We start from the raw sequence: 23,756 nt of genomic DNA, 5'->3' as shown, positions 1-23,756 counted from the left end.
TGAAAGTATTGAGGCGCGAAACGTATCATGCGCGAAGCGCCAAGTAAAGATCAATAAGGAAACAATCGTTGCTTATATAACGATTTGGGCGAAATATGTGAACTAATGAAGTCACGCACGCCGATTTTATTGGTATAGTACAAATTGGGTTAGTCTATTTTGGATTGCTAAATCATCAGGCGATACTGACTAATTTACCGCGACATCACGGTAGTCGGCATGGTGTGCCTGCTCCACATCCATTGCACTGAGGTTTCGGCAGTTCAGTTGAGCTTGGCCCGGCATATTTTTCCGGACATCCGAGCATTGCCGGTCGATAATTCCGAAAGCGGATCTTTTATTTGTTCAGGCGCCACACAACGCCGTTTCAACGCCCATCCGTTCGCATTCCAGTCGCTTTCTTCGGCATCCCCGTCGTCGCGCGAGGTGGGATTGCTACGCTTGACGTTGTATTCGCGTTTCTGATTGCTCGATATCGCAACATCAACTGGGGGACGCTTGGATATTCTGCTGTTTGCCTCAGCCTATAACGGCATGGTCCAGCGTGTTCATCGTGAACTCATTGCACTGGAGCATCGCGTCTGCATTGAATTGTCGCCGGACCCAGACACGATGCTGGCTCGCGCCGCACAGGTCGATCCGGCTTTGATCATCTGTCCATTCTTGAAGCATCGCATTCCCGACACGGTATGGCGCGCGTGGCCGTGCCTGGTCGTCCACCCGGGCATCGAGGGCGATCGGGGACCGTGCGCATTGGATTGGGCAATTACTCACCGGCAATCCGAATGGGGCGTTACCCTGCTGCAAGCCAACGCCGAAATGGACGGCGGCGATGTGTGGGGAACGCACCGGTTTGCGATGCGCACGGCCAGCAAAGGCAGCATCTATCGACGTGATGTCATACCCGGCGCGGTGAAGCTTATCCGGCAGGCTTTGGCCGATTTTGCGGATCCAAGGTTCCGACCGCGTCCGCAAGACTACGCTCGCCCGTCGGTCAAGGGCCGTCCCCACGTGCTGATGCGACAGGATGCACGCCGCATTGATTGGAGCACGGACAGCACCGATACGATTATCAACCGCATTCATGCGGCCGACGGCTTCCCCGGCGTGCGGGACGAGATCCATGGCCAGCCGGTGTATCTGTTCGGTGCGGTGGCAGATAGGGACATCGCCCATAATGCCACGCCGGGCGCATGGCTAGGTCAGCGGTACGGCGCGGTGTGCCGCGCCACGCGGGACGGTGCCGTATGGATCAAGCAGATGAAGGCGGGAAGCCGCGGCCCAGGCTCCGGCATCAAGCTTCCGGCGATGCTAGCGCTGCACGCCGCGTTCGGCAACGCAGCCTGGCTCGAGCAGTTGCCCGACCTAGATTCGCCTGCCATCGAGGATATCCGCATCCACGTCGAACATCGGGTGGCATACGTCGAATTCGACTTCCACAACGGCGCGATGAGCACCAGCCAATGCACGCGTCTGACTCATGCGCTTGACACGCTCAGTCGGCGCCACGACGTGCGCGTGATTGTATTGATGGGTGGCGACGATTTTTGGAGCAACGGCATCCATTTGCATTGCATCGAGGCCTCGCCGGACCCAGCCGGCGAGTCGTGGCGTAACATCCATGCGATAAACGACTTGGTGCGCACCATCCTGCTCACCGAACGCAAGATCACGATCGCCGCGCTGCGCAACAACGCCGGCGCCGGCGGCGCCATCATGCCGCTGGCATGCGACTTCGTGCTGGCCCGCCGCGGCGTCGTGCTCAATCCACACTACCAAACGATGGGCTTGTACGGCTCCGAGTACTGGACTTATCTATTGCCGCGTCGCACCGGCGCCGAGCGAGCAAAGGCCCTAGTCGACGCACGCTTGCCGGTGATGGCGGATGAAGCGCTGGGCATGAACCTCGTCGACCACGTGCTGCCAGAGGATTGGAGCGAATATCATGCTTTACTGGTGCGCCATTGCCAGGCGATCGCGCAAGACGAACGGTTCTCAACGTACCTGAACATCAAGGCACGCGTGCGAAGCATGGACGAACGGCGCAAACCGCTGCAAGCCTATCGGGATGAAGAATTGCAGCGGATGAAGGCAACATTCGACGATCCGAGTGCCAGCTACCACGCACTGCGCTACCAATTCGTTCACAAAATCTCGTGTGCGGCCACGCCGCCACACCTGCTCGGCGACTTCGGCAGGCGGCAGCCGCACGATACACAGCGCCGGCAGGAGCCGTCGCCCATTCAAGCATAACGGCGGGACGACACGGAGCCATCGGCGCCGCAGCGGCGGCCAACACTGCAAAACACTGCGCAACGATCAGCGCCCCGCGCGTGACGACCAGCGACGCAGCCCAGGTAATACCGCACGCAAGCATCGCAGCATGCTGCATTGTGGCTTGGCGTACAGGCCGAAGTTTGTCCAGCCCGTAAGCTGCAAGCATGCGTAACCTGTTTCGTCCGTTGGCCATCTTGTTGGCCGTGCTGATGTCATTGCATGGCATCGCGTACGCGTTCGAGCTCACGCCCAGCGCGACGCCGGCGGTGCGCGACGCATTACGCAGCCGGCTGTCGTGCAAGCCACTTCAGCGTCGCGCCACCGGTGGCGGGCAAGCCGGGTAATCCATCCCGCTCGCATCCCGCCGTCTGCGCGGCAAGCCAGGCCAGGCGGCGGGTGTCACGATTCCGACATCCAAGCACTGCACGATCGACGATCGCGCTGGCTTCGCGGTTGGCAACGGCTTCCATGACACGGCCAATGCCGTGGCCACGGTCATCTATACGCTCGCTTGCGCTAAACCTGGCCGTGATATGCGTCTACGGCTTACCGGTATCGCCCCCATGTGCTGTCCTCAGGCTAGGCTGCGGGACCATGACGAGGCACGTGCTGCGCCGGCATACGCCGCACCCGTCAATACTACGCTCAATACTCCTGTCGAACGCCGCAATCATCACCCAACAATAACCCGCGCTCGAGCGGACTTTCCCGCCCGCTTCACTATTCACACCATTAAGTCGATATACCGTCTCTTTTCCACCCATTGCACCTGCTGCCACCGTTTTTTATTGTTCAAAGCCGCCGATGGGCGCTCCACCGTGGTGTGCAGTGCATCCAAATCGCGTTGCACGGTGCTTCTTTGCGCGGCAGGCACGGCGTTTGTCACGCACTTTCTTCGCGCTGGTGGAAGCACCGGCGTTTTGTCGGGTGCCGCACAGATCTCGCAAGTACGGACTGGTCTACTAGCTTCGCGCACGGGGAGTGCCGCCGCCGGGATTTGAACCACCCGAGCCAGAAAATGATTGATACCGGAGCATCCGATGAAAAATGAATTAAGACAGATTATCCAGGAAGTCGCTCATCTGGAATTATCCGTTGACCGTCTTTCCGACAGTGATGACCTCTACGAAGCAGGTTTGTCGTCGCTGAATACGATTCAATTAATGCTTGCGATTGAAAAGCACTTCAACATCGAAATTCCCGACCGCATGCTGAATCGCCATCTGTTCCAGAGCATCGATTCACTGGCTGAGGCCGTCTCGCAATTGCAGCGCGACGTGCAATCCGCATGAGCGCGATCCAATCCGCCAACGGTGGTGAGCCGGTGTATGCGATTGCATTGCCCAAGCCTGACGCGCGCCCGTCGGGCGCCGGCGAGCGCGCGTTGGACAAAGCCGCGCTCGCGGTGGCGCAAATCGCAGCGCGTTTCGCCGATGCCGTAGACCGCGAAGCCAGGTTCCCGAGCGAAGCCATCGACGCCATGCGCGAGCATGGGCTGCTCGGCGCGATGGTACCCGTCGAGTTGGGCGGCATGGGCGCGTCGCTAGAGGCCGTCGCTTCAGCGTGCCGCATCCTCGGCCACGCGTGCTCGTCCGCCGCAATGATCTATGCGATGCACCAGATCGAAGTGATTTGCGTACTGGAACACGCGATGTCGGTACCGTGGCATCGCGGGTTTCTCCGACAGGTTGCCAAGCATGAGTGGCTGCTGGCATCCGCGACGTCCGAAGATGGCGTGGGCGGCAATCTGCGCAACAGCCGCTGCGCGATCGAACCCGACAGCAACGGCGCGTTCACATTGCACAAGCTCACGCCGACGATCTCCTACGGCGCCTATGCCGACGCCATCCTGACGACCGCCCGGCGCTCGCCGGACGCGCCGGCCGTGGAGCAAGTGCTCGTGACGCTCCTGAAAGACGACACAACTCTGACTCACCGCAGCGGATGGGATACGTTTGGCATGCGGGGCACGTGCAGCGAAGGTTTCGTGCTCGAGTCGCGCGGCCGCCAGGAACAGGTCTTCCCCGTCCCGTTCGGCGAGATCGCCGAGCACACGATGGTGCCGGCTTCCCACATTCTGTGGTCGTCGCTGTGGACCGGCATCGCCAGCGACGCTTTTGCTCGCGCGCATCGCTACTTCCGCACGCAGGCACAAGACAAGCCGACCGGCACATCACCCGCCGGTAGCCGAATTGCCGAAGCCCTCGGCCTGCTGCAAGCCATGCAGGGACGCATCGACAGCGCACTGCGCATCTACGCGCGCGCTGGCGCCTCGGCCACGCGCTCGTGGTCCGAAACAATGGCCGACGCGGCTCAGATCAACACGCTCAAGACTTACGTGTCCACCACCGCGCTACAGGTCGTGATGCACTCGGTGATGATCTGCGGCATGGCGGCGTACAAGAACGGCACGCCGTTCACACTGAGCCGGCACATTCGCGATCTGTATTCTGCACCCCTTATGATCAATAACGACCGTATCGATGCCAATACGGCCAGCCTGTTGCTGGCGCAACGGCCCGCTTCGCTGGAGAGGGAATAATGGGCGATATCTCGTTGCAAAACCCACCCTCGCACGCGTCCGACATCGATGACCGGCACGGCGTGAACGCACTACGCGATGCACTCGTGGACACGGGCCTGCTAATCCCGATGGGCGTGCAAGGTCTGTATGGCAGAAGCGAAGTGTTCGAGAATGTGGTCGAGGCCATTGATGCACTGGTCACGCGCCTGGGTGCCGATCAGCACGCCGAGGTACTGCGCTTTCCGCCCGCGATGAACCGTACCGATTTTGAGCACAGCGAATACCTGAAGGGATTTCCGCAGCTCGCCGGGACGATCCATAGCTTCTGCGGCTCGGAGCACGAGCATCAACGTGTACTGCAATGCCTGGACCGGGGCGAGGACTGGACCGAGTTCCAAAAGCCGACCTACGTGGTCATGACACCGGCGGCATGCTATCCCGCCTATCCGGTCATCGCGCGGCGCGGCGCGCTGCCACCGCAGGGCAAGACGCTGGATCTGTTCTCGTATTGCTTCCGCCACGAGCCGTCGCTGGACGCAACCCGGATGCAGTTGTTTCGCATGCGCGAGTATGTGCGCCTGGGTACGCCAGAGCAGATCCTGGCATTTCGCACTGAGTGGATCGAGCGCGGCAAGCGGATGATGGCGAGGCTGGCGCTGCCACACGAAGTCGACCTGGCCAACGACCCCTTTTTTGGCCGCGGCGGCCGCATTGCTGCGTCGAGCCAGCGTGAGCAGAACTTGAAATTCGAAATGCTGGTGCCGATCGAGCGCGACACCCGGCTCACTGCCTGCTTGAGCTTCAACTACCACATGGACCACTTCGGCCTGCTGTGGGGTATCAAGACAAACGAGGCCGACGTCGCGCATACCGGTTGCGTGGGTTTCGGCATGGAACGCCTCGCGCTCGGACTGTTCAAGCATCACGGGTTCGATGTGCAGGGGTGGCCGGAATCCGTACGCAACGCGCTGTGGGGGCGCTAATGAGTGACGTCGTCTCGCCCATGGCCGCGCCGGACACACGCACACGACTGGCGCCGCCGATGAAGTTGTCGCGCGACCTGGCGGGCTATCACCCGCACGCGCTGCATGGCTCGACCATGGTCTGGAAGCAGACCAACTGCTACGTCGACCTGTGGATCGAGCTGCTATCGCAATGGGGTTTCGAGCCCCATGCCATGCTGCCGTTCACCGTCACGCAGGACTTCGAAGGAGACCAATTCACCTTTTTCAAGGTGCCGTTGGAAGACTTGGAGCGACTGTACGGAATTGTCGTGCAAGAACACGCCATCTTCGAGCCACTGCCATACCATATCGAGCAGCAGGTCCGGCGCGGCAACGTGATGCTGGTCGAGGTCGACGCGTGGCATCTGCCCGACACCCGTGGCATCAGTTATCAACGCGAGCACACGAAGACGACCATCGGCATCGACGCGATCGACTTGCAAGCCGGCGAAATCGGCTATTTCCATAACGCCGGATATTATCGGGCCACAGGCGACGACTATCGGGGGCTGTTCGGCATCGACTCCAGTGCGTCGCTGGTGCCCTACGTCGAATGCGCGAAGCGGCGCTTCGAGCCGTTGCGCGGCCCGGCGCTGCATGAAGCCGCACTTTCACTACTGGCGCGACACTTCAAGCGCCGTCCCGCCAGTAGCCCGATCGCCGCGTTCCGGGCCGCGCTGGCCAAGGACGTTGCAGTCATCGCATCGCGCCCGATTTCGTACTTCCATTCGTATTCGTTCAACACGTTGCGTCAACTCGGTGCAAACTTCGAGCTACTGGGCCGCTGCCTGCGATGGCTGGATGCGCCCAATGCGAACGGTACCGACGGCACCGGGGCCTTTTCCGCTTGCGTGACCGCCTGCGACACGATCGCCTCCGAGGCGATGGTGCTCGAATTCCGGCTCGCCCGGGCTTGCGCGCGACGCAACGAAGACCGTTGCGAAAGTACGCTGGAAATCATCGAGCACGCGTACGGGTCGTTGATTGACGAACTGGGTGCGCAATTGGGCGGCAACGACGCACCGCCACGGCTGCAACGCGCGAACGCGGCCTGCCCCGATGCCAGGCCACCGCTGCAATGAGCCTGCAGCCTGCCCCCGCCGGACGCGGCACCGCCGGTCCCGGGCCTGCTCATGGGCGCGCGGCTTCGCCCATGTGGCGCTTGTACACTACCCCGGCCAACGCCGCCACCCGGCCACGCGATTTGCCATCGGCGGATGCATCGGAGTGGATCGACGCACCCGTGCCTGGAACCGTAGGCCAGGCACTCGCGGCCGCGAACCGGCTCACCCCGCTGGATGCGAGCCGGCTGGGGGAATACGACCACTGGTACCGGCTACCGCTGCGACGCGGCGGCGCCCGCCTGATCCGGTTTGACGGGTTGGCGGGCATCGCGCAGGTCTGGCTGAACGACACGTTGCTGCGGCAGTCGACGAACATGTTCGTCTCGCAACAGGTGCGCATCGATCCGCTGCCCGAGGACAGCGCGTTGTACCTCTGTTTTCGGTCACTGGCCCGCCACCTTGATACCATGCCCGCGCCCCGCCGTGCCCGCTGGCGCACGCGTCTGGTCGATGCGCCGGCGCTGCGGGCGGTACGAATCTCGCTGTTTGGCCACATGCCAGGCTGGTTCCCGCGCATCGAGCCAATCGGCCCATGGGGCGCTGTGACCATCATCGACGCTGACGCCGATACGGCCGCGCAAATCGTGCACCACAAGCTGAGCGCCTCGATCGAAGACCGCGATGGGATCGTGGACGCGACCATCACATTCGCCTCACCGGTTTCCAGCCATCTGGACGCGGTCCTGGACTGCGGGGGCCATCATGTACGTCTACGACGCCACGACCGGTTCACGCTGCGCGCGCGGCTCACCGTGCCAAACGCCAGGCGATGGTGGCCGCACACGCATGGCGAGCCGACGCGCTACGCTGTCTCGCTGCACCTGGACGACACGACCGTGGCACTGGGATACGTCGGATTCCGCACCCTCGAGGCCACGCGCGGCCACGACGGCCAAGGCTTCGCATTGTCCGTCAACGCGCTGCCAATTTTCGTGCGGGGCGCGTGCTGGAGCACCGCTGATCCGCTGGGGTTGCGCGTGTCGGCGCACGACTATCGCACGTGGTTGACGCTGGCCCGAGACGCGGGCTTCAACATGATTCGCGTCGGGGGCACCATGACTTACGAAGACGACGCATTCTATGCGTCGTGCGACGAACTGGGCCTGCTGGTCTGGCAAGACTTCATGTTCGCCAATTTCGACTATCCGTGCACTGCGCCTGATTTCGTCACCTCGGTGACGCTGGAAGCCAGCCAGTTTCTCGCGCGCACGGCGGGCAACCCTTCGTTGGCCGTGCTATGCGGAGGCAGCGAAATCGCGCAGCAGGCGTCAATGGTTGGCTTGAGTGACGAGCAGCGCGATATGCCGTTGACCAACAGCTTGCTCGCCGAGCTTGCCGCGACACATCGGCGCGACGTACCGTACATATTGGACACGCCGTCCGGGCAGATACTGCCATTTTATCCCCGCACGGGCATCTCGCATTACTATGGTGTCGGCGCCTATCTACGGCCCTTAGACGATGCGCGCCGCGCCGCGGTCCGCTTCGCCAGCGAATGCCTGGCGTTTGCACACGTTCCCGCGGATGCAACGCTCGCCGCAATGGGTTCGCCGTCGGTGCACGAACCTGCATGGAAAACGGCTGTGCCGCGCGATCCCGGCGCGCCATGGGATTTCGACGACGTGCGCGATCATTACTTGCGCGAATTGTATGGGCAAGACCCGGCGCGGCTTAGAGGACAGGACCCGTCACGCTACCTCGAACTATCGCGAGCCGTGCTCGCTGACGTCGTATCCGAGACACTGGTGGAATGGCGCCGCGCTGCATCCAGCTGCACGGGCGCACTACTCTGGCAATTTCAGGACGTGATGCCAGGCGCTGGATGGGGCATCGTGGATGCGTTCCGGCGTCCCAAGTCGGCTTGGTATGCACTTAAGCATGTGCTTCAGCCGCAACAGGTGTGCCTGTGTGACGAAGGGTTGAATGGACTGGACGTGCACGTGTTCAACGACGGCGCCGCCCCGTTGCAGGGACGGCTGGAACTGGTCGCGTTGCGTGATGCCGCCGTGCCGGTCACACGGGCGCGTTGCGATCTTCATATCGAACCACACGGTACGCTCCAGATTAGCTCGGCGCAGTGCCTGGGGCGCTTCTTCGACTTCACCTACGCGTACCGGTTTGGTCCACGCGAACACGACACGGTCATCGCGTCGCTGTACGACCACGAAGACCGGTTGCTCGCGCAGTCATTTTATTTCCCGGAACGTACCGCGCCGGCCGTCTTCGAGCGCGCCGATATCGGTCTGAACGCGTCGCTGGAACAGCGTGACGGCCAATGGTGGGTCAACGTCGGCACGCGCGCGAGCGCGCGCTACGTGCAGATCACCGCGTCGGGCCTGCTGCCGAAGGACGACTGGTTCCATCTGGCGCCCGGCGCGAACGTGTCTATCCCGTTGCTGCCGGAATCGACACCCTTGCACCCTCCTCTTGTGTCATCTCACTCGGGGGCCTCGCATTCGGGCACGCACGACGGCCCGGGGATGATCGAAATACGTGCAGTCAATTCCAATAAAATCATTCGCTTGAGGAAACCATCGTGATACCGATTACATTCGATGATTGCGTCGGATGGCTGCACGAAGGACGCTCGCCGCGGGGTGTCGTGCTGTGCGCTGCCGTCGGCCACGAAGGCCTGTGGACCCACAAGCTGATGCGTGCGCTGGCAGAGCGGCTAGCGCACGAGGGCATCTGGGCACTGCGGTTTGACTACCCCTGCTGCGGCGACTCGGCGGGCGACGACTTGGACAGCGACCGGTTTGACAAAAGCATTGCCAGTATCGGCCGGGCCGTGCACGCGCTGCGCGCCCATGCGCAACTGACCGATGTCACGCTGGTCGGCCTGCGCGCCGGTGCCGCCATGGCGCTATTGGCTTGCACGATGGATACACCTGCCGCCGCGCGGGTCGATGCACTTGTCGCACTGTCGCCCGTCGTGCGAGGGCGCCTCTATATGCGCGAAGCGGCCATGGTCGAGCGTCAATGGCTGGACACGACGCCCCCCGCGGTGCAGCAGGCCCATGCTGGAGAGCCATGTCTGAGCGTGCTCGGGCATCGCTATCCCGCTGACTTCGTCGCCGCGTTGCGGGCCATTGACCTGTGCGCCACCGTCGGGAGTGCGGCTTCGCTACCACACTCCGTGCTGCTCATCGATACCGATCGTGGTGACAGTGCCGTGCTGCAAAAGGCGTTGCAGGCCCGCGGCGTCCAGGCCACCGTACAGTCGTTTCCCGAATCCGCCACGACATGGATCGAAGGCATCCGCTCCCGACTGCCGCTCGCCACCATAGAAGCGGGCGTCGCATGGATCGCCACACGGCAAAGGCCCGATGCCCCCGTGGCGCAGCCCATGCCGGAACCGGCCGCTTCGTTGCGTACGGCGGGCGCGCACCTAGTGCTGCCCGATGCCACCGAGAGCACCGTGCAGATCGGCGCCGCGCCGCTGATTGGAACGCTGTGCCGACCGGCCACCCCGACGCCTGGCCGCTCGGGCATGCCGGCGTTGCTGTTCGCCACGACAGCTTCTAATCCCCGCAGTGCCGATGCACGACTTGCGGTGCGTATCGCGCGGCAACTCGCAGCCCACGGCATCGCCTCGTTGCGCGTGGACGTGAGCGGCGTCGGCGACAGTGGCGCCCGCGCGCTGGACGATCAATCCGTCGTCCCGTACTCCGAACAAGCCGTGGCGGACGTGGTCGCGTCCGCGGACTGGCTCGCGGAGCAGGGATACCGCGATGTCGTGGCGCTCGGTATCTGCTCGGGTGCGTATGCGTCGCTTCAAGCCGCGTTGCGTTCGACGGCCGTAACCGGGATGATCGGGATCAACTTGCCCCGGTTCATCTGGCCGGCCGGCTTGACGCTCGCGGACGCGATGGCTCAGCAGACCAATTCGGCACGCGGCTACCTCGCGTCAGCACGCGACTTGCGGAAGTGGAAAAGCCTATTGCGACGCCGGCGTGACCTGCGTCCCGTTGTCAAGGCGCTCGTGCGGCTGGCGACCGCCAAGCTACGCGTGCCGGCAATGCAGCTGCTCGAACGGGCGGGTTGGCGCCCACCGGCTCACTCCGAGCGCGGGATGATACACGCGTTGGCACGCCGTGGAGTGAAAACACTCTTGATCTATGGCGAGTTCGACCCGGGATTGGACGAGCTATCGCGCCACTTCGGGCCTGCTCACCGGGCGTTCCGCAGGCAAAGGCAGATCGACGTGCAAACCATCGCGCAACTCGATCATTCGGTGTACGGGGTACAAGGCGCCGATGCGGTCATTGAATTATGCATACACACGTTGATGCACTGGAGCACCGAACCTAGCAGCATGAGCGGCTTGCCTAGACCAGCACCCGCTACCGGCCCCCGTTCGGCGACCGCCTCGATGCATGTCCAATAGCTACCTTTGCGAATGTATTGCCATGCGTGGGCCTGACGCCACGACCCGTTGCGGCTGCCACGTCGGCCGCGCGCCGGCGTCAGCTATCTACCATTTGCCTCACAACTCAATCAGCGCCGACCGATTAGCGGATCCTAGCAGAATTTGTCGCGTCAACTAAGAGCAAGTTAATTAGCCGGACCTGAACAATCCGTGTAGGCTGACGCAGCAAGGCTGGGAAGCTGGAACGGTATGGTGGGAATTGCAAGAGACAGGCATATTGAGGCGACTTTGCTGCAAATTTCGACGAGGGTTGAATGGGTCCGAAGACGCCGGTGCCAGAGGAGGGATTTATTCCGCCAGCCGCTGCGCGAGCAGTTCAACTTGAAGCATCCGTTGGTTCGTCTGGCCGATCTGATTGACTGGGACCGATTGAGCACGGCGATGAGCGCGAGCTTCGTGTCGCACCGCGGCCGGCCGGCAACGTCGCCGCGTTTGATCGCGGGGTTGCTGTACTTGCAGCACGACTTCGATCTATCGGACGAGGACGTGGTCTGGCAGTGGCTGAAGAACCCGTACTGGCAAGTTTTTACGGGCGAGACGTACATGCAGACTCGGGCGCCGATCGATGCGTCGAGCCTGACGCGCTGGCGCAAGCGGCTGGGCGAAGCGGGCATTGAAGAACTGCTAGCCGAGACAATCGAGGCGGCTAAGCGGGCCCACATCATCAAGACCTCGAGCCTAAAGCGAATGATTGTCGAGACGACAGTGATATCAATGAGTGGTACCTAGCGATACTATAGTTTGCTCACCCTCACTGTCCACGCGAGCCATCACGACGGCCGGCGGGCACAGCAGTCCTTGTAAGCCCTGCTGCCGGTTACTTGAATGCCCTCCACTTCTCCGCGTTGAGCTGCAGGGCGGCCAGAATGGCTGCCTCATCGTCGGCGTCGTGCACGTCGTGCGATCGCCACGGTCGCCGAACGCCGGCGAAACCCGGCCGGCCAGATGGTAGGGCACACGACCACCAGCAATCCAGTTGCTTGTGCACTCCTAGGCCAATCCCCGCAAGGATGTGGACATAACCAAGTCTCGCCGCTCGGACAGGTGATTCTGACCTGTCTGATTTTTCGGACCGTTTCCATTTCGGAGAACGGTCTCGATTGCTTCAGTTGAACAATATCGCTGCTTGGAATCGTTGGGCGTCGGATAGGCCGCTATTCGATACTCCGGAAGAAATCTTCCAGTTCTCGACGCTGCTGGTCATTAAACAGCGGCGTGCCTTGGGTCAGAGACGGCGACACCGGCGGCGTGCTCACGGGCTGAGCCGCCGGCGGGTGCTGAAACGCAGCATTGATCGAAAACTCGGGGGTGGAGGCGTGAGTGAGTGGCGGCATATCCGGCGACGATGAGCCGGGTGCCCCGTAGCCGTCGCGCCTGGACCGCTCCCATAGCATAGGCGAAACGCCGTCGCCCGGCGTTTCCACGGTCTCTGGGATGCTGGGGGCATTATGTCGATCCCGTGCATTTCGCCATAACGCATTGGCTCTCCCGGTATCGATTGGCCCAAGAGGACGGCCACGCCGGCTCGCCAAATTGGGCCGCTGTTCCGCTTGGCTCGGCAGCCCCCGCAGAGATTCCATTGTACTAGCTTGGCTTGGAACCGGAGCCGACGTGCGCTGTTGTTGCGTCGATTCCGCAGTCCTTGCATGCTGGTTTTCCAGCGACGCCCCATTGCCCCGTGTCAGGCTGCTCATGAATTGCCCCATCGAAAAGACTCCGAAAGTGGATCGAAGGAGCAATATAGCCACCGCACGAAGTCAAGTAGCGATACCGCCGCACCGATGGCTGGGCGCCCGAAAATAGTCCGCTGCGCATCTCAACCGCGACACCGCGCTTCGTGCGGCAAACGCAGCGAGGGGCGGCTGTCAATCGGTTCCGTACTTCGGCGAGCGCGGCCCGTAAAGCAAGCCAGCCGGCGGCCCGGCCGACAACAGGCGCCGGCTCGCCAGATTCGCGACGTCAACGCTGTCGTCGGACAGCGTATGCGCAACCTGCTTGATCGCGGCCTGTGCCAATATGTCGATCAATCCGAATGCACCGACGTTGACGTTGGCGCCCTCCTCGTCACCGGTAGCACGCCCCTCGCCCTGCCACAGCACATCGCCGGTTTTCAGATTAACAAGCTAGGCCGATGCTGCCACGACCGTCTTACTGTCGAGCACGGTGTAGACGCAGCCATATCGCTTGACCTTCGTATAGAGCGCTGCGTCAGCACCGAAGATGTCGCGAAGCTTCGCGGGCGTGACACCTTGAATATCCGTCGGCGTGGTCGGCCCGTTGTACTTGAACGTTTCCTCCATGGGCGTCACCGGTACCACATAGTATCCGATGAGCAATGGAAAAAGTATTTACGACGTGCTACTAAACAACGAGATTTTCTCGGCTGGGTCGTGCGATGTCAACGCCCAACTGAAATCGCGCTTGCTCGTGTGCGCCGAATACTCGGCGGCAGGAACGGCAAACCTCCACGGTGCTCCGCCTGCAAAAATCCGTGGTCGTCACTGCGCGTATGAAGCTGGTCGAAGCGCTTCGCCATCAAGGTATGCTGCGGCGTGACGGGCGCACCGATGCGCGGTCGCTGAAAATACAAGACCCAGCCCCTCTGAATGACTGGATCCCGGCTGCCGCAGTGCCGTGAATAGAAGCGCGGCGTCCACGTCAGGGTGCTTTAATTCATCGCCATGCAAGCAATCCTAGCTAGTCGGACCTGAACAATCCGTCCAGGCCTATGCAGCAAGACTGGGAAGCTGAAATGGTATGGTGGGAATTGCAAGAGGCAGGCATATTGGCGTGAATTTCCTGCAAATCTCGACGAGGGTTGAATGGGTCCGAAGACGCCGGTGCCAGAGGGGGATGTATTCCGCCAGCCGCTGCGCGAGCAAATCAACTTGAAGCATCCGTTGGTGCAATTGGCTGATCTGATCGACTGGGACCGATTGAGCACGGCGATGAGCGCGAGCTTCGTGTCGCACCGCGGCCGGCCGGCAACGTCGCCGCGTTTGATCGCGGGGTTGCTGTACTTGCAGCACGCCTTCGACCTGTCGGACGAGGACGTGGTCTGGCAGTGGCTGAAGAACCCGTACTGGCAAGTTTTTACGGGTGAGACGTACTTGCAGACCCGGGCGCCGATAAAGCAGACGGCAAGCTCGATCGCAACTGGCTCAAAGGGGCGCTAGGCGATGCCATCCATGTGGTGCTATGCGGTGCCGGCCACAACCTGCGCATGATGCTCAGGAAGCTGCGGCTTTTTTACGCCCTGATCCGGGCTGCTCTGCTCGATCGCGAGGCTCACATGGTGCCAGCGGCATGAACTTGCCGCAGAGCAAAGCGAATTGTTCAGAACGAACTAATTAGTTACGTTGAATTATTTCAAAATTCAATATGCCGCAGCCACGCGACATCCATCGTGCCGCATTTTCGTGATAATGGAATGACAATAGGACGGTTGTTTCAAATACCTAATGTATGTCGAGGTGCCCGCAGAGCCCCCAGTCCACGGTTTACCGCTACTCATTCACGTTAATCAAATGCCCGTGCGCTTGCCCGCTCATCGTATCGTGGTGTAAGCAAACATATAATTTTTTGCAGGCTATTGCAGCGCGATTTAGAGCAGATTAATATTCGCTCCTGGCCTCGAAAAACGTTTGTGGTGCAACGCAATTCGAGCCGGCACATTATTCTGTCCAGGCTGCAATTAATACCTACCCACCACGCTTAATCCATTGGACACAGTCAAAAATGCCGTTCAATGGTAGGGGAACGAATTGTTCTCCAGTCGCCGGAGGGAATTGGCATATTTAACCGGATTTTTTGCGAGCCCAAGTCATTTCTACAGAACCGGGGTTGTTAGTCAGGAGCCGAGAATGTTGAGTCCACACGAATTCGCGACCCTCATGCTCATTAAGCACTCGCCAGACCAGATCGATTTGAGTCGCGCCGAGCTTGGCACGCTGCTCGAGCGCCAACTCGTCGTATTACACGACCAGGCCTGCGGCGGCCGCTCGCCGAGGCTGACGCGGGTTGGCCAGTCGATCCTCGACGCATGCTCGCGCGTACGATTTTCCGCCTAGTTCCGCGGCCAAGTCATCCGAGCCTGCGTCCGTCTCTCACGTCCAAGGAGTCTATCCGTGCGTCGTGACCACGGGACAACTTGCCGCCCCGCAAAAATCCGATATCGATACATTGTTCGGGTTGGTCAGCAAAGTTTTCGGTGGTGTCGAAAAGGCGACGCCATTGAACTCGCAGGCTTAGCGTACGACGCTGCGTCCAGCCCAGCAAGCCACGCTGCAGGCGTGGTCCGTCACCGACGTAAGCGAATGGATCGCGCTCATCCCGCGAAGCCCGGTCGGTGGGTTTGGGCAGCCGCAACAAGTAGCGGAACGGTGGCTTATCTCGTGTTAGCGGAAGCAAGCTTCCTGGTCAGCGCGAATATCGCCAATTAACGGCAGGCAACCGCTGCAGTGACGCACGGCACGCCAGGCAGCGCCCCCGTTCAGGCGGGCGCCGGCGCACCTAGACGGCGGCAAGCGCAGCCGCATCGAGAATCCGGATGTTCCTGCCCTGCGTGTCGACCAGCCCTGCTCGGTTGAAGCCGGACAATATCCGGCTCACGGTTTCGAGCTTCAAGCCCAGATAACTGCCCATCTCCGCCCGGGTCATCCTCAACTGGAACTCGTTCGGCGAATAACCCCGCACGGCAAAGCGCTTTGATAGGTTCAGCAAGAACGCCGCCACGCGTTCCGCGGCATTCATCGTGCCCAGCCATACGCTAAGCCCGGATTCGCGCACGATCTCTCCACTGAGCATCCGGTGCAGATGCCGCTGCATCGCTGGCTGCCGATGACAGAACGCCTCGAGCCGCGCAAACGACACCATGCACACCAAGCTGTCTTCGAGCGCGACGGCATCCCAGCGATGGCGGTCCGAGCACACGCCATCGAGGCCCAGCGCGTCACCCGGCAAGTAAAAGCCGGTAACCTGCTCGCGGCCATCGCGCAGCACCATGACTGTCTTGAACGAGCCGGTCTTGATGGCAAAGATATTGCGAAACGGATCATCGCAACGATGCAGCACGTCGCCACGGCGCACCAGACGCTTCATGCTGACGACCTGATGAAACTGCTCGATGTCGTCGCTCGACAATTCCGGCGGCAAGCATAGGTTGCGCAACGCGCAGCCCGAACAGCGCGACACGTCACGCCGCTTCGACTCGCCGCTGTCAACCGCGACACGCTCGTCGACATGATGCAGGCTGTGACAGTTCGCCGCGTTTGCGCGATGCGCGGCATCGGCATGCGGCCCGGCATGATGTTCGGCAATGGAAAGAGTCATGGCGCAAATTATACCGGCGCCTGCGGCATGGATTGCGTCCCGCACCGTGGATGCGACCGTGTGACGCATAATACAGGCCGGCTCACGGCAACGCCAAACCTGCACCGCCCGGGCCCAATACGCGCCACGTCGCCGCACGCGCGGCAGTCAAGGTGGTGGCCATCGTATCACTGTGCTAATGGATGAAACGCTACCCTCATCAACCAAGTGCACACTCGCACCCTAGCGGCCCCGTTGCGCGATGGTCGACGGCGATTGCGTTGGGCCTTGGCACACCACGGCCAATGTCCAGATGCGCGCGCTTGCATCGGCATGGCGGCGTTCCGCCGCCGGCCCAGCTTCGTCCCAGGAAGCCGCGGCGACGACACCAGCAGCGTCAGGATGACCGCGAAATCGAACAAGGCGTCCAGACAGCGCACGGTCATCGAAGTCTCGCGATCGGGTCTCGGATCAGCAGACTAGGCGTCCAATGCGGCGGTCATGCCAGTGCCATCGTGGAGCCGAGGCCGCCCGATCGGTCTGCGTTGCGCATCGGCCGATGTCGGTCAGTATCCTTCGCCTGTGCGCGCACGAATGACCTGGTAGCGCACATACCAGTCCGCCAGCGCAATCCGCGCCCGCGCCCGTGCGGCCTGCTCGCTAAGCAGCGCTGAGGGCGCATCATCCGGCACGAGCGCGTACGTAGGCTGCTGCCAGCGGAATGCAGCTGGCTCGCCGACCAGCGGCATCATCGCGCCGTCGCGGCTGAACATCGTCTTGAAGTTGATCACGGCAAATTGCTCGGCCTGCGCAGCGGGCGCGAACAGGCTGTGCCCGAACGCCGGATAACGCGCATCAGACAGCGCGAGATGGTACAGCGTCGGAAAGAAATCTGCGTGCCCGGCGTAGCGTTGCAAATCCGGCACAAAACTAGGACGGTACCGCGGCGGCACACGGAAGAAGCCCGGTACACGATACAGCTCTCGGCTCTGCTCCGGCCGCTGGTACCGGAACAACCCACGCATGGGGTGATCGCCGGTTGCCGCGACAATGGTCTTGCTGCCGAATGGCGCGGCCTCGACCCGACTGATGAACATCCCCAGCTGGTGAGTGGCATACTGATACGTTTGCATCATGCGGCTGCCCTTGTCGAAATCGGCTGCAAAATGCCGGCGCATGTCGCTCAAGTCCAGCGGTGGAGGTAAATAATGACTCGGCACGGTGTGAGGGGGACGGTTCGTTGTACTCATGACGAACAGAAAGATCTTTTGGCCTAGCGCGTCGCGAGTAGCCAGCAAATCGAACGCGAATCGAAACAGGTACTCATCGTACACGCCCCAAATCGTGCGTTTTGCGTCCGGGTACCTGCCGATGATGGCTGCCATGTCGTACACTTCGTCGAAGTTCTGACGCCGCATCGTACGCGCCACAGACCGCCACGCACCGATGCCGCCATAGACGAATACAGTTCGATAGCCTTTAGTCTTAAACGGCAGCGCGGCCGATGTCGAATAGGTGACGAATCCCTGGTCACCTTGCGTCAGCGGCGAAACCGGCGAGTTCAGCAATAGCGCCTCGAGCGCCGCGTGGCCGCCGAGCCGTGCTGGGAAAACGTTGTGGAACAGGTAATCGCTTTGCAAGTGCTCTGCCATCACGCCCGCCACGTCGATGGAGGCCGTGCTGAATTCGAGCGGATGCGCGCCCCAGGACTCCATCAGCGCAAAAACCACATGGGGTGGATGCGCAGCCAGAAATCGGTTCTCCGGGGTGCGGCGGAACACCACGCTTTCCAGGTCCGGCGGCGCACCGGAGGCGGCGCCGACGGCGCGAGCCAGTTCATCGGTGGAGCGGAACCCGTAGCGCGCCAATTGACATGCGGGATCCTCGTCGATCCTGGCCTGGCTGCGCCGGTCGACATAGGCGTCGTAAAGCGCCTGTGCAGCGTTGCGCACCGAGTCATTGACCCATCCGCGCGAAGAAATCTGCGCATCGTGTGAGTCGAGCGCGGACTCGCCCAGGCCACCACGGGCCAAGCCGAGCAGCAACACGACCAGCACTGCGCCGTCCAGCACGCAACGCATGCGTTCGCGAGGCCGCGCTTGCTCATTTCGATCGATACGCGCGCTCCCGGAAAGCCGCAGGATGACCCACATCTGCACAGCGGTGACGAGCGCCATCAGTAGCGCACATCGCACGACCGGATACTGACTACGCGCCGCCGCCAGCGTCCCCCACGGATCGGCGCCCAGCAACCCAAACACCATCGGATTGAACGGGCTGCCATAGAAATCGTAGTAATAGAATTGGCAAGCGGAGCCCAGGTTGACGCACAGCAGTATCGCTGCGATCGACAGGCGCTGCAGCAACCCGGCGGCACGCTTGAGCGGGCGCCACTTCGTTACCACGAAGACGGGCAGCAGCCCCCCTAGGATCGCGATCGACAGCACCCTCAAGTCAAATCGCCAACCGATCCAAAGCGCGTGCAACGTCTCGGCGACGTTGTCGAGCACTTGTGCCGCGCCGCCGTAATACAGCAAATAAGCAATGCGAAACGCCTCGAAGCTGATACTTCCCACCATCAGCACGAGGAGCGCGGACCTGGCAAATCTCAACGAGCGCATGATGTTCGCTCAGCTTGGTCGTTCAGGCCGTGTGACGCAGGCGCTGCATGGCAAGATACTCGCTTGCCTCGTCCCACGACAACTCCAGTCCGAAATAGGGCCCCTCGAAAAAATCGATATCCAGCGTTCTGGCGATTTCCAACTGTTCTCGCGTCTGAATGCCTGCCGCGATAACATTCAAACCAAGTTTGCGGCACAGGTCGCATGCGCCGGCGAGAACGACGCGCCCTCGGGCACAATCCGATCCGCAAATAAGGTTTTTATCCAGTTTGACCGAGTCAAAATGCGCACCGATAAGTCGCTGATAATTTGTGTAGCCAGCGCCGAAGTCGTCAATAATTATTTTTGCGCCGCTGTCACGCAAACGCCCAACACAACTTAGCGTGCTGTCCTTGGCAAGCGACACACCCGCGCCAAGTTCTATCTCGACATTCAAGTAGCGCAACGCCTTGATCACTTCGTCAAATGCCGGACCACATGCCATCGTATCCGGATGAAGCTTAATCGAAACAGCCGGGTACATCTCTCGCTGCGCCCACTGGCCAATGGCCTGCTCAACCTCCTCACAGAGCCACACATCGACTGGGCTGACGATGCCGGTACGCTCTAGGCAACCGAGGAAGCTGTCCGTTCCGGCACGCCCCGATGTCCCTTTGAGACGGGCCTGAGCCTTGAATCCAACACACTGCAAGTCCGACGCGGCGATCTTGGGTACATAGCGCACCTCCAAGCCCTCCCGGGCGATGAGATCAATCACGCGGCTGGCGTCGATCCATGCTGCTTCAGCCAACGCCTTGGAACGTCTGGTGTAGATATCCAGTTCCCTGCGCAGGCTGTCTTGCATATCCATGATCATACGTTCACCCGTCACTCGGGTAAGCCGCCGCCATGACACGGCGTCGCACGTGGCGGCCGCACTCATCCGATGGTTGCGTCGCGCCGCGTATTGGCTGCACGTGAGACAATCAGGGTTGATCCATGCGTCGCCGGGCGGCGTTGCGGTAAGACGTCGGCGACGTGAACATGCGCTTGCGGAACAATGTCGCCAGTCGAACACCGCTGCCCAAGCCAGTCCGGCGAGCAATTTTATCGACCGGCAAGTCTGAGCGGACCAGCAGTTCGCATGCCTTTTCCAAGCGGCACCGGAGCAGAAACTCCGATGGCGTAATACCCATTTCCAACTTGAAACGGCGCAGGAAGTTACGCTCGCTCATGGCAGCTGCCCGTGCCGCATCCGAAATCGATAACGCACGCTCGCATCCAGACTGCAACCGACGCGCTGCAGCGCGAATCGTGTCGCTGACTGCCGCGGTCGGATGCCCCATCCATTCGATGACGCGGCGTGCGCAACGGGGCATGAGAAACTCAGCCACGTCCCGAACAACCTCTTGGCTGTAATCGCGCGAAACCAGCGACATCGCAGTAAAAAAGCCATCGTTAGATCGATAGCAGTCCGAGACACAACCGGAAGCGGGCCCCGGCTTTGGCGACGAGCGGATGCGTCGCAGGCTTTGCTCAGGCCAAGCAGGCACGCCGGCTGCTTCCAGCACCATCGAGCCCTCACCTACCGCGCACACCGTCCGCGTGGACGGACCGATTTTACGCAACCAGCCGACCAGCCCGAAATCCTCGGAAGCCGCGCGGGCACCTGGACCACCGGCGATGAGCACCGTATCCGTGGAAGCGCCGAAATAGCGGGCGTCGAGTCCATCTGTCCATACGCGAATGCCCGAAGTTGACGCCATCACGCCGCCACGCGTGGACATCAGCCTGACCACGTAGCGATTGCGCCATTCGCTGCTGCGCTCCAGCACCCGATTTGCGACGCTAAGCACATCGGCCACCGCAGCGACGTCCGCCAGCGAGAACGACTCGTAGAGAAAGATCACGACGACCCGGTCAGTTGAAGCTTTGGTTACCCCGACCTCGCCCCTGACTTCCTCCAATAACTCTGTATGTCTTAAGTATCCCATATGGCCTGTCAAAACTATCTTTGGCAAGAGCCAATGCATCAACATGCATCGTAAGCTTCATTGCCGGTTTTCGAACACTGCGCGTCGGATGGGCGAAAACTAATGGCGGGTATCCGCTGGTTTGCTTTCATCTTTCCGTAAGCATCCATGGCATTGGGTCGGCGCCACAGCGGGCTGCCACGACATGCCCACAGACCCAGGGCCGCCCGGCCGCCTGTGCTACGATTCGGCTCCGTCACGCCAATCACACGCCAAATGGGGTAAGCCTCATCGATACAAACCACGCGCGACGTCGTGTTGCAAGCCATCGACCGCTCCGTTACCATTGGAAACCGCCTGCCGCGACCGCCCCGAAGTAGCCTCGTCCATTGGCACTTGCGGCAAGTTTCATTACCCAACGGTTATCCGGCGTCACGTGCGATACGCCCAATGCCATGCCCGGCCTACCGCGGTACGACGCACTGGATGCTGTCACGATGCTTCGTCCAGCAGAAGTGGGCTGCGGCAATCCGGCGACGGCCATCGCCGACGCGATGCCGGCGGACGCGTCGCCATCAACGCGGGCGACAGCCTCATCCAACTGCCCCTTATTGACTGCGTCGGTGAAGTGGGTGCCACGCGCGACGTTGACGATTTTGCGTTCGCTACCTGGCGCCCCGACGGACACGCGAGCGTCATCGATGCTAATGCCCGGGGGTAACCTCAACGGCGTCGTTGAGATCTCGGCGATCACCGAATGCAGCCATTCACGATGTAGTGCATAATTAGGAGGTTCACTGTCAGATGTCGATCCGCTTGGTGCAGGCTGGGCTGACTCTAGATGCCGGTCCGAGTCTGGATGCCCAGCCTCGATTGAACCTGCAGGGAAAGATGTATTGACAACGTTGCTGTCTTCATCAGGGGCCGGCCGTGCAACAGCAATGTGCGCCGTTGCTTCCTCGGCCTTTGCTTTCTCCGCCCTTGCTTTCGCAAGCAAGCGCACGTAGACGTTGTTCATGTGCATTACAGCGGCGCACTGTTCGCTGATCTTCGACAAGTTTTTGTTGGCCGCTTCCCCCTCTTTGGTGGCCGCTTGCCACTCCGATATCGCCTCAACGACCGTTTTACGCGCCTCCTCCAACATGGACGTATGCGCCCGCTCCAACACGGATGCCTGCTTCATGAAGTCGGACAGCGGCACAGAATTATCACTCAGGGACGAAGGGGAATTCGACTCCGTTCTCTTAGGGACAGCCGTTTTGAGGGCTATCTCAGCTTTTCCCTTCATCTCCTTAATTTGAAGAATCATCCGGTCCACGCTCGGATCCGGTTCAAGTTTAGTTTCGGAGCTGACGTGATGCGGACTTCGCGAATTGCTTTGGATAACAAGGCGTGCCCTAATTTCATTGTTGCCTTCAATGCCGGGGTTGGTCAAGTCACGCTGGCTACTGGAACCCAAGCGCCGTGGAATCGGCGACACCATTGGAGATAGCTGGTCAACGTTGTAATGGTCCACGGCGTCTTTCGCAGCACTTAAAAAGGCAGGATCGAGCGGGCCGACACCATTATTCTTAACATAAACATTATCCGCGGCCGCTACCGCTCCTGAAAGCGCTATTCCCGCAACGATGCCAAGCATGCGCAAATTATCTGACACTCTAAATATGAGGAAACTCGAGCGGCGCCCGAACGCGATCTGTTGCATCAACGTTGGCCTTGCATAACTGAATCCTCTCATTCGACTCCCCTTGTAGGCGCTTGCCTTTGGAACGGGATGTAAGCGGAATGTATGTCTACGCACTTCCGAATGCAATCGGACAAGAATATTCGTGCGGAAAGTAACAGGGATATGTCTGCTGGGCCATATGCAACTCGTTGAGCAATTTCAAAATTCGCCAATAAATCGGGCACGCTCATTAAATTATTCCACTCACAAAGGCCATATAAGTCGCATCCAAGCGTCAACATATCGCCAATGCCACGCCAGGCGAATGCGGTTAGATATCGACGGTTAAGGCACGGACCGACCGGTGTATCACGGCGGCTGACGCATATCTGGAGTCTCGCGGCTCAACACGTCCCATGGGAAGGCGCGGTTACGCGAAAGCCACGTGGTCGCGGTGGCCGAGCCACGCGTTGGCGCATTCGCGCTCCGCGCTGACGATGCAGTTGGAACGCGTCTGCAGGCGAAGAATGCAATCGCCACGATGACAGTGTCAGTGTCGAGGAGCAGAAGCTTATTCGACAATCGTGAGCCACCATGGCGATTATGCGAAGCCGTCGCCTCAGTCAACGAACCGCGTGACGGCCCATGCTCGTTACCGACGCTCGTCACAATCGGAGCAAACAAAATCGATATGTCATGCGATAAATGTGAACCCTGATACGCGGATTGGGTACGGATAGCATTGAGCTAGCCTCTATCAGCACGCAAACCGGACATCCATCGGCATCGTCAAAGAGTGACTCGCGCAATCGCCGGAGGACGCATCGCCGCTGAAGTCGCACCATGATC

The 23,756-nt window shown here is 60.9% G+C and carries 15 protein-coding genes and 3 pseudogenes; 11 read left to right on the top strand and 7 right to left on the bottom strand.

Going from position 1 to position 23,756, the window contains the following annotated elements; translation table 11 throughout:
• The first annotated feature begins 498 nt into the window (after window positions 1-498).
• Window positions 499-2,253, top strand: coding sequence for a hydrogenase maturation protein (locus KQH60_RS10370; RefSeq protein WP_237576369.1), 1,755 nt, complete (start codon window positions 499-501; stop codon window positions 2,251-2,253).
• Window positions 2,254-2,441: 188 nt separating this feature from the next.
• The gene (locus tag KQH60_RS10365) at window positions 2,442-2,621 is read left to right on the top strand and encodes a hypothetical protein (RefSeq protein WP_237576368.1); all 180 of its coding nucleotides are present in this window, start codon (window positions 2,442-2,444) and stop codon (window positions 2,619-2,621) included.
• Between the two features lie 380 nt (window positions 2,622-3,001).
• Here the strand turns inward: KQH60_RS10365 and KQH60_RS10360 are convergent, their stop codons facing one another.
• The gene (locus KQH60_RS10360; RefSeq protein ID WP_237576367.1) at window positions 3,002-3,163 is read right to left on the bottom strand and encodes a hypothetical protein; all 162 of its coding nucleotides are present in this window, start codon (window positions 3,161-3,163) and stop codon (window positions 3,002-3,004) included.
• A gap of 154 nt (window positions 3,164-3,317) precedes the next feature.
• Here KQH60_RS10360 and KQH60_RS10355 point away from each other — a divergent pair, with 154 nt between their 5' ends.
• From KQH60_RS10355 to KQH60_RS10325, 7 genes and pseudogenes are all read left to right on the top strand, one after another.
• Complete coding sequence (locus KQH60_RS10355; RefSeq protein ID WP_041754897.1) at window positions 3,318-3,569, top strand: acyl carrier protein; 252 nt, start codon at window positions 3,318-3,320, stop codon at window positions 3,567-3,569.
• A complete protein-coding gene (locus KQH60_RS10350; protein ID WP_237576366.1) occupies window positions 3,566-4,819 on the top strand; it encodes an acyl-CoA dehydrogenase family protein in 1,254 nt (417 codons plus the stop codon). Before KQH60_RS10355 ends, KQH60_RS10350 begins: the two co-directional genes overlap by 4 nt.
• The gene (locus KQH60_RS10345) at window positions 4,819-5,784 is read left to right on the top strand and encodes an amino acid--[acyl-carrier-protein] ligase (protein WP_237576365.1); all 966 of its coding nucleotides are present in this window, start codon (window positions 4,819-4,821) and stop codon (window positions 5,782-5,784) included. The genes KQH60_RS10350 and KQH60_RS10345 overlap by 1 nt, the downstream gene beginning before the upstream one ends.
• Window positions 5,784-6,887: a DUF1839 family protein gene (locus tag KQH60_RS10340; protein ID WP_237576364.1), complete on the top strand. Its 1,104-nt coding sequence runs from the start codon at window positions 5,784-5,786 to the stop codon at window positions 6,885-6,887. Before KQH60_RS10345 ends, KQH60_RS10340 begins: the two co-directional genes overlap by 1 nt.
• A 71-nt stretch (window positions 6,888-6,958) precedes the next feature.
• A complete protein-coding gene (locus KQH60_RS10335; protein ID WP_237576363.1) occupies window positions 6,959-9,469 on the top strand; it encodes a glycoside hydrolase family 2 protein in 2,511 nt (836 codons plus the stop codon).
• The gene (locus KQH60_RS10330) at window positions 9,466-11,316 is read left to right on the top strand and encodes an alpha/beta hydrolase (protein WP_237576362.1); all 1,851 of its coding nucleotides are present in this window, start codon (window positions 9,466-9,468) and stop codon (window positions 11,314-11,316) included. Before KQH60_RS10335 ends, KQH60_RS10330 begins: the two co-directional genes overlap by 4 nt.
• A gap of 296 nt (window positions 11,317-11,612) precedes the next feature.
• Window positions 11,613-12,066 (top strand): annotated as a pseudogene (locus KQH60_RS10325) (transposase); the annotation flags it as partial.
• 1,157 nt (window positions 12,067-13,223) lie between these two features.
• Here KQH60_RS10325 and KQH60_RS10320 read toward each other — a convergent pair.
• A pseudogene (locus tag KQH60_RS10320) lies at window positions 13,224-13,685 on the bottom strand (GNA1162 family protein); the annotation flags it as partial.
• A 495-nt stretch (window positions 13,686-14,180) separates the two neighbouring features.
• Between KQH60_RS10320 and KQH60_RS10315 the strand changes: the two are divergent.
• Both KQH60_RS10315 and KQH60_RS10310 read left to right on the top strand, forming a co-directional pair.
• Window positions 14,181-14,489 (top strand): annotated as a pseudogene (locus KQH60_RS10315) (transposase); the annotation flags it as partial.
• A gap of 732 nt (window positions 14,490-15,221) precedes the next feature.
• Window positions 15,222-15,428, top strand: a complete 207-nt coding sequence (locus KQH60_RS10310; RefSeq protein WP_237576361.1) for a hypothetical protein — start codon at window positions 15,222-15,224, stop codon at window positions 15,426-15,428.
• Window positions 15,429-15,870: 442 nt separating this feature from the next.
• On the opposite strand, the gene KQH60_RS10305 is transcribed toward KQH60_RS10310, so the two are convergent.
• From KQH60_RS10305 to KQH60_RS10285, 5 genes are all read right to left on the bottom strand, one after another.
• Window positions 15,871-16,689, bottom strand: a complete 819-nt coding sequence (locus KQH60_RS10305; protein ID WP_237576360.1) for a helix-turn-helix domain-containing protein — start codon at window positions 16,687-16,689, stop codon at window positions 15,871-15,873.
• A 545-nt stretch (window positions 16,690-17,234) separates the two neighbouring features.
• On the bottom strand, window positions 17,235-19,289 hold the full coding sequence (locus tag KQH60_RS10300) for an LTA synthase family protein (RefSeq protein ID WP_237576359.1): 2,055 nt from the start codon (window positions 19,287-19,289) through the stop codon (window positions 17,235-17,237).
• A gap of 22 nt (window positions 19,290-19,311) precedes the next feature.
• The gene (locus KQH60_RS10295; protein ID WP_237576358.1) at window positions 19,312-20,139 is read right to left on the bottom strand and encodes an EAL domain-containing protein; all 828 of its coding nucleotides are present in this window, start codon (window positions 20,137-20,139) and stop codon (window positions 19,312-19,314) included.
• A 115-nt stretch (window positions 20,140-20,254) separates the two neighbouring features.
• A complete protein-coding gene (locus KQH60_RS10290) occupies window positions 20,255-21,178 on the bottom strand; it encodes a helix-turn-helix domain-containing protein (protein ID WP_237576357.1) in 924 nt (307 codons plus the stop codon).
• A gap of 403 nt (window positions 21,179-21,581) precedes the next feature.
• The gene (locus KQH60_RS10285) at window positions 21,582-22,979 is read right to left on the bottom strand and encodes a YadA family autotransporter adhesin (RefSeq protein WP_237576356.1); all 1,398 of its coding nucleotides are present in this window, start codon (window positions 22,977-22,979) and stop codon (window positions 21,582-21,584) included.
• Window positions 22,980-23,756: the final 777 nt, after the last annotated feature.

It is taken from the genome of Mycetohabitans sp. B8 (assembly GCF_021991875.1).
GTDB lineage: Bacteria > Pseudomonadota > Gammaproteobacteria > Burkholderiales > Burkholderiaceae > Mycetohabitans.
The sequence above is the reverse complement of the archived record's forward strand: the minus strand, read 5'-3'. Positions and strand labels throughout refer to the sequence as shown.

Bases quoted from the DNA above. Each gene is read 5' to 3' on its own strand.
- KQH60_RS10300 (WP_237576359.1), bottom strand. From the start codon at position 19,289: ATGCGCTCGTTGAGATTTGCCAGGTCCGCGCTCCTCGTGCTGATGGTG.
- KQH60_RS10345 (WP_237576365.1), top strand. From the start codon at position 4,819: ATGGGCGATATCTCGTTGCAAAACCCACCCTCGCACGCGTCCGACATC.
- KQH60_RS10355 (WP_041754897.1), top strand. From the start codon at position 3,318: ATGAAAAATGAATTAAGACAGATTATCCAGGAAGTCGCTCATCTGGAA.
- KQH60_RS10365 (WP_237576368.1), top strand. From the start codon at position 2,442: ATGCGTAACCTGTTTCGTCCGTTGGCCATCTTGTTGGCCGTGCTGATG.
- KQH60_RS10340 (WP_237576364.1), top strand. From the start codon at position 5,784: ATGAGTGACGTCGTCTCGCCCATGGCCGCGCCGGACACACGCACACGA.
- KQH60_RS10295 (WP_237576358.1), bottom strand. From the start codon at position 20,139: ATGGATATGCAAGACAGCCTGCGCAGGGAACTGGATATCTACACCAGA.
- KQH60_RS10335 (WP_237576363.1), top strand. From the start codon at position 6,959: ATGTGGCGCTTGTACACTACCCCGGCCAACGCCGCCACCCGGCCACGC.
- KQH60_RS10310 (WP_237576361.1), top strand. From the start codon at position 15,222: ATGTTGAGTCCACACGAATTCGCGACCCTCATGCTCATTAAGCACTCG.
- KQH60_RS10350 (WP_237576366.1), top strand. From the start codon at position 3,566: ATGAGCGCGATCCAATCCGCCAACGGTGGTGAGCCGGTGTATGCGATT.
- KQH60_RS10285 (WP_237576356.1), bottom strand. From the start codon at position 22,979: ATGAGAGGATTCAGTTATGCAAGGCCAACGTTGATGCAACAGATCGCG.
- KQH60_RS10305 (WP_237576360.1), bottom strand. From the start codon at position 16,689: ATGACTCTTTCCATTGCCGAACATCATGCCGGGCCGCATGCCGATGCC.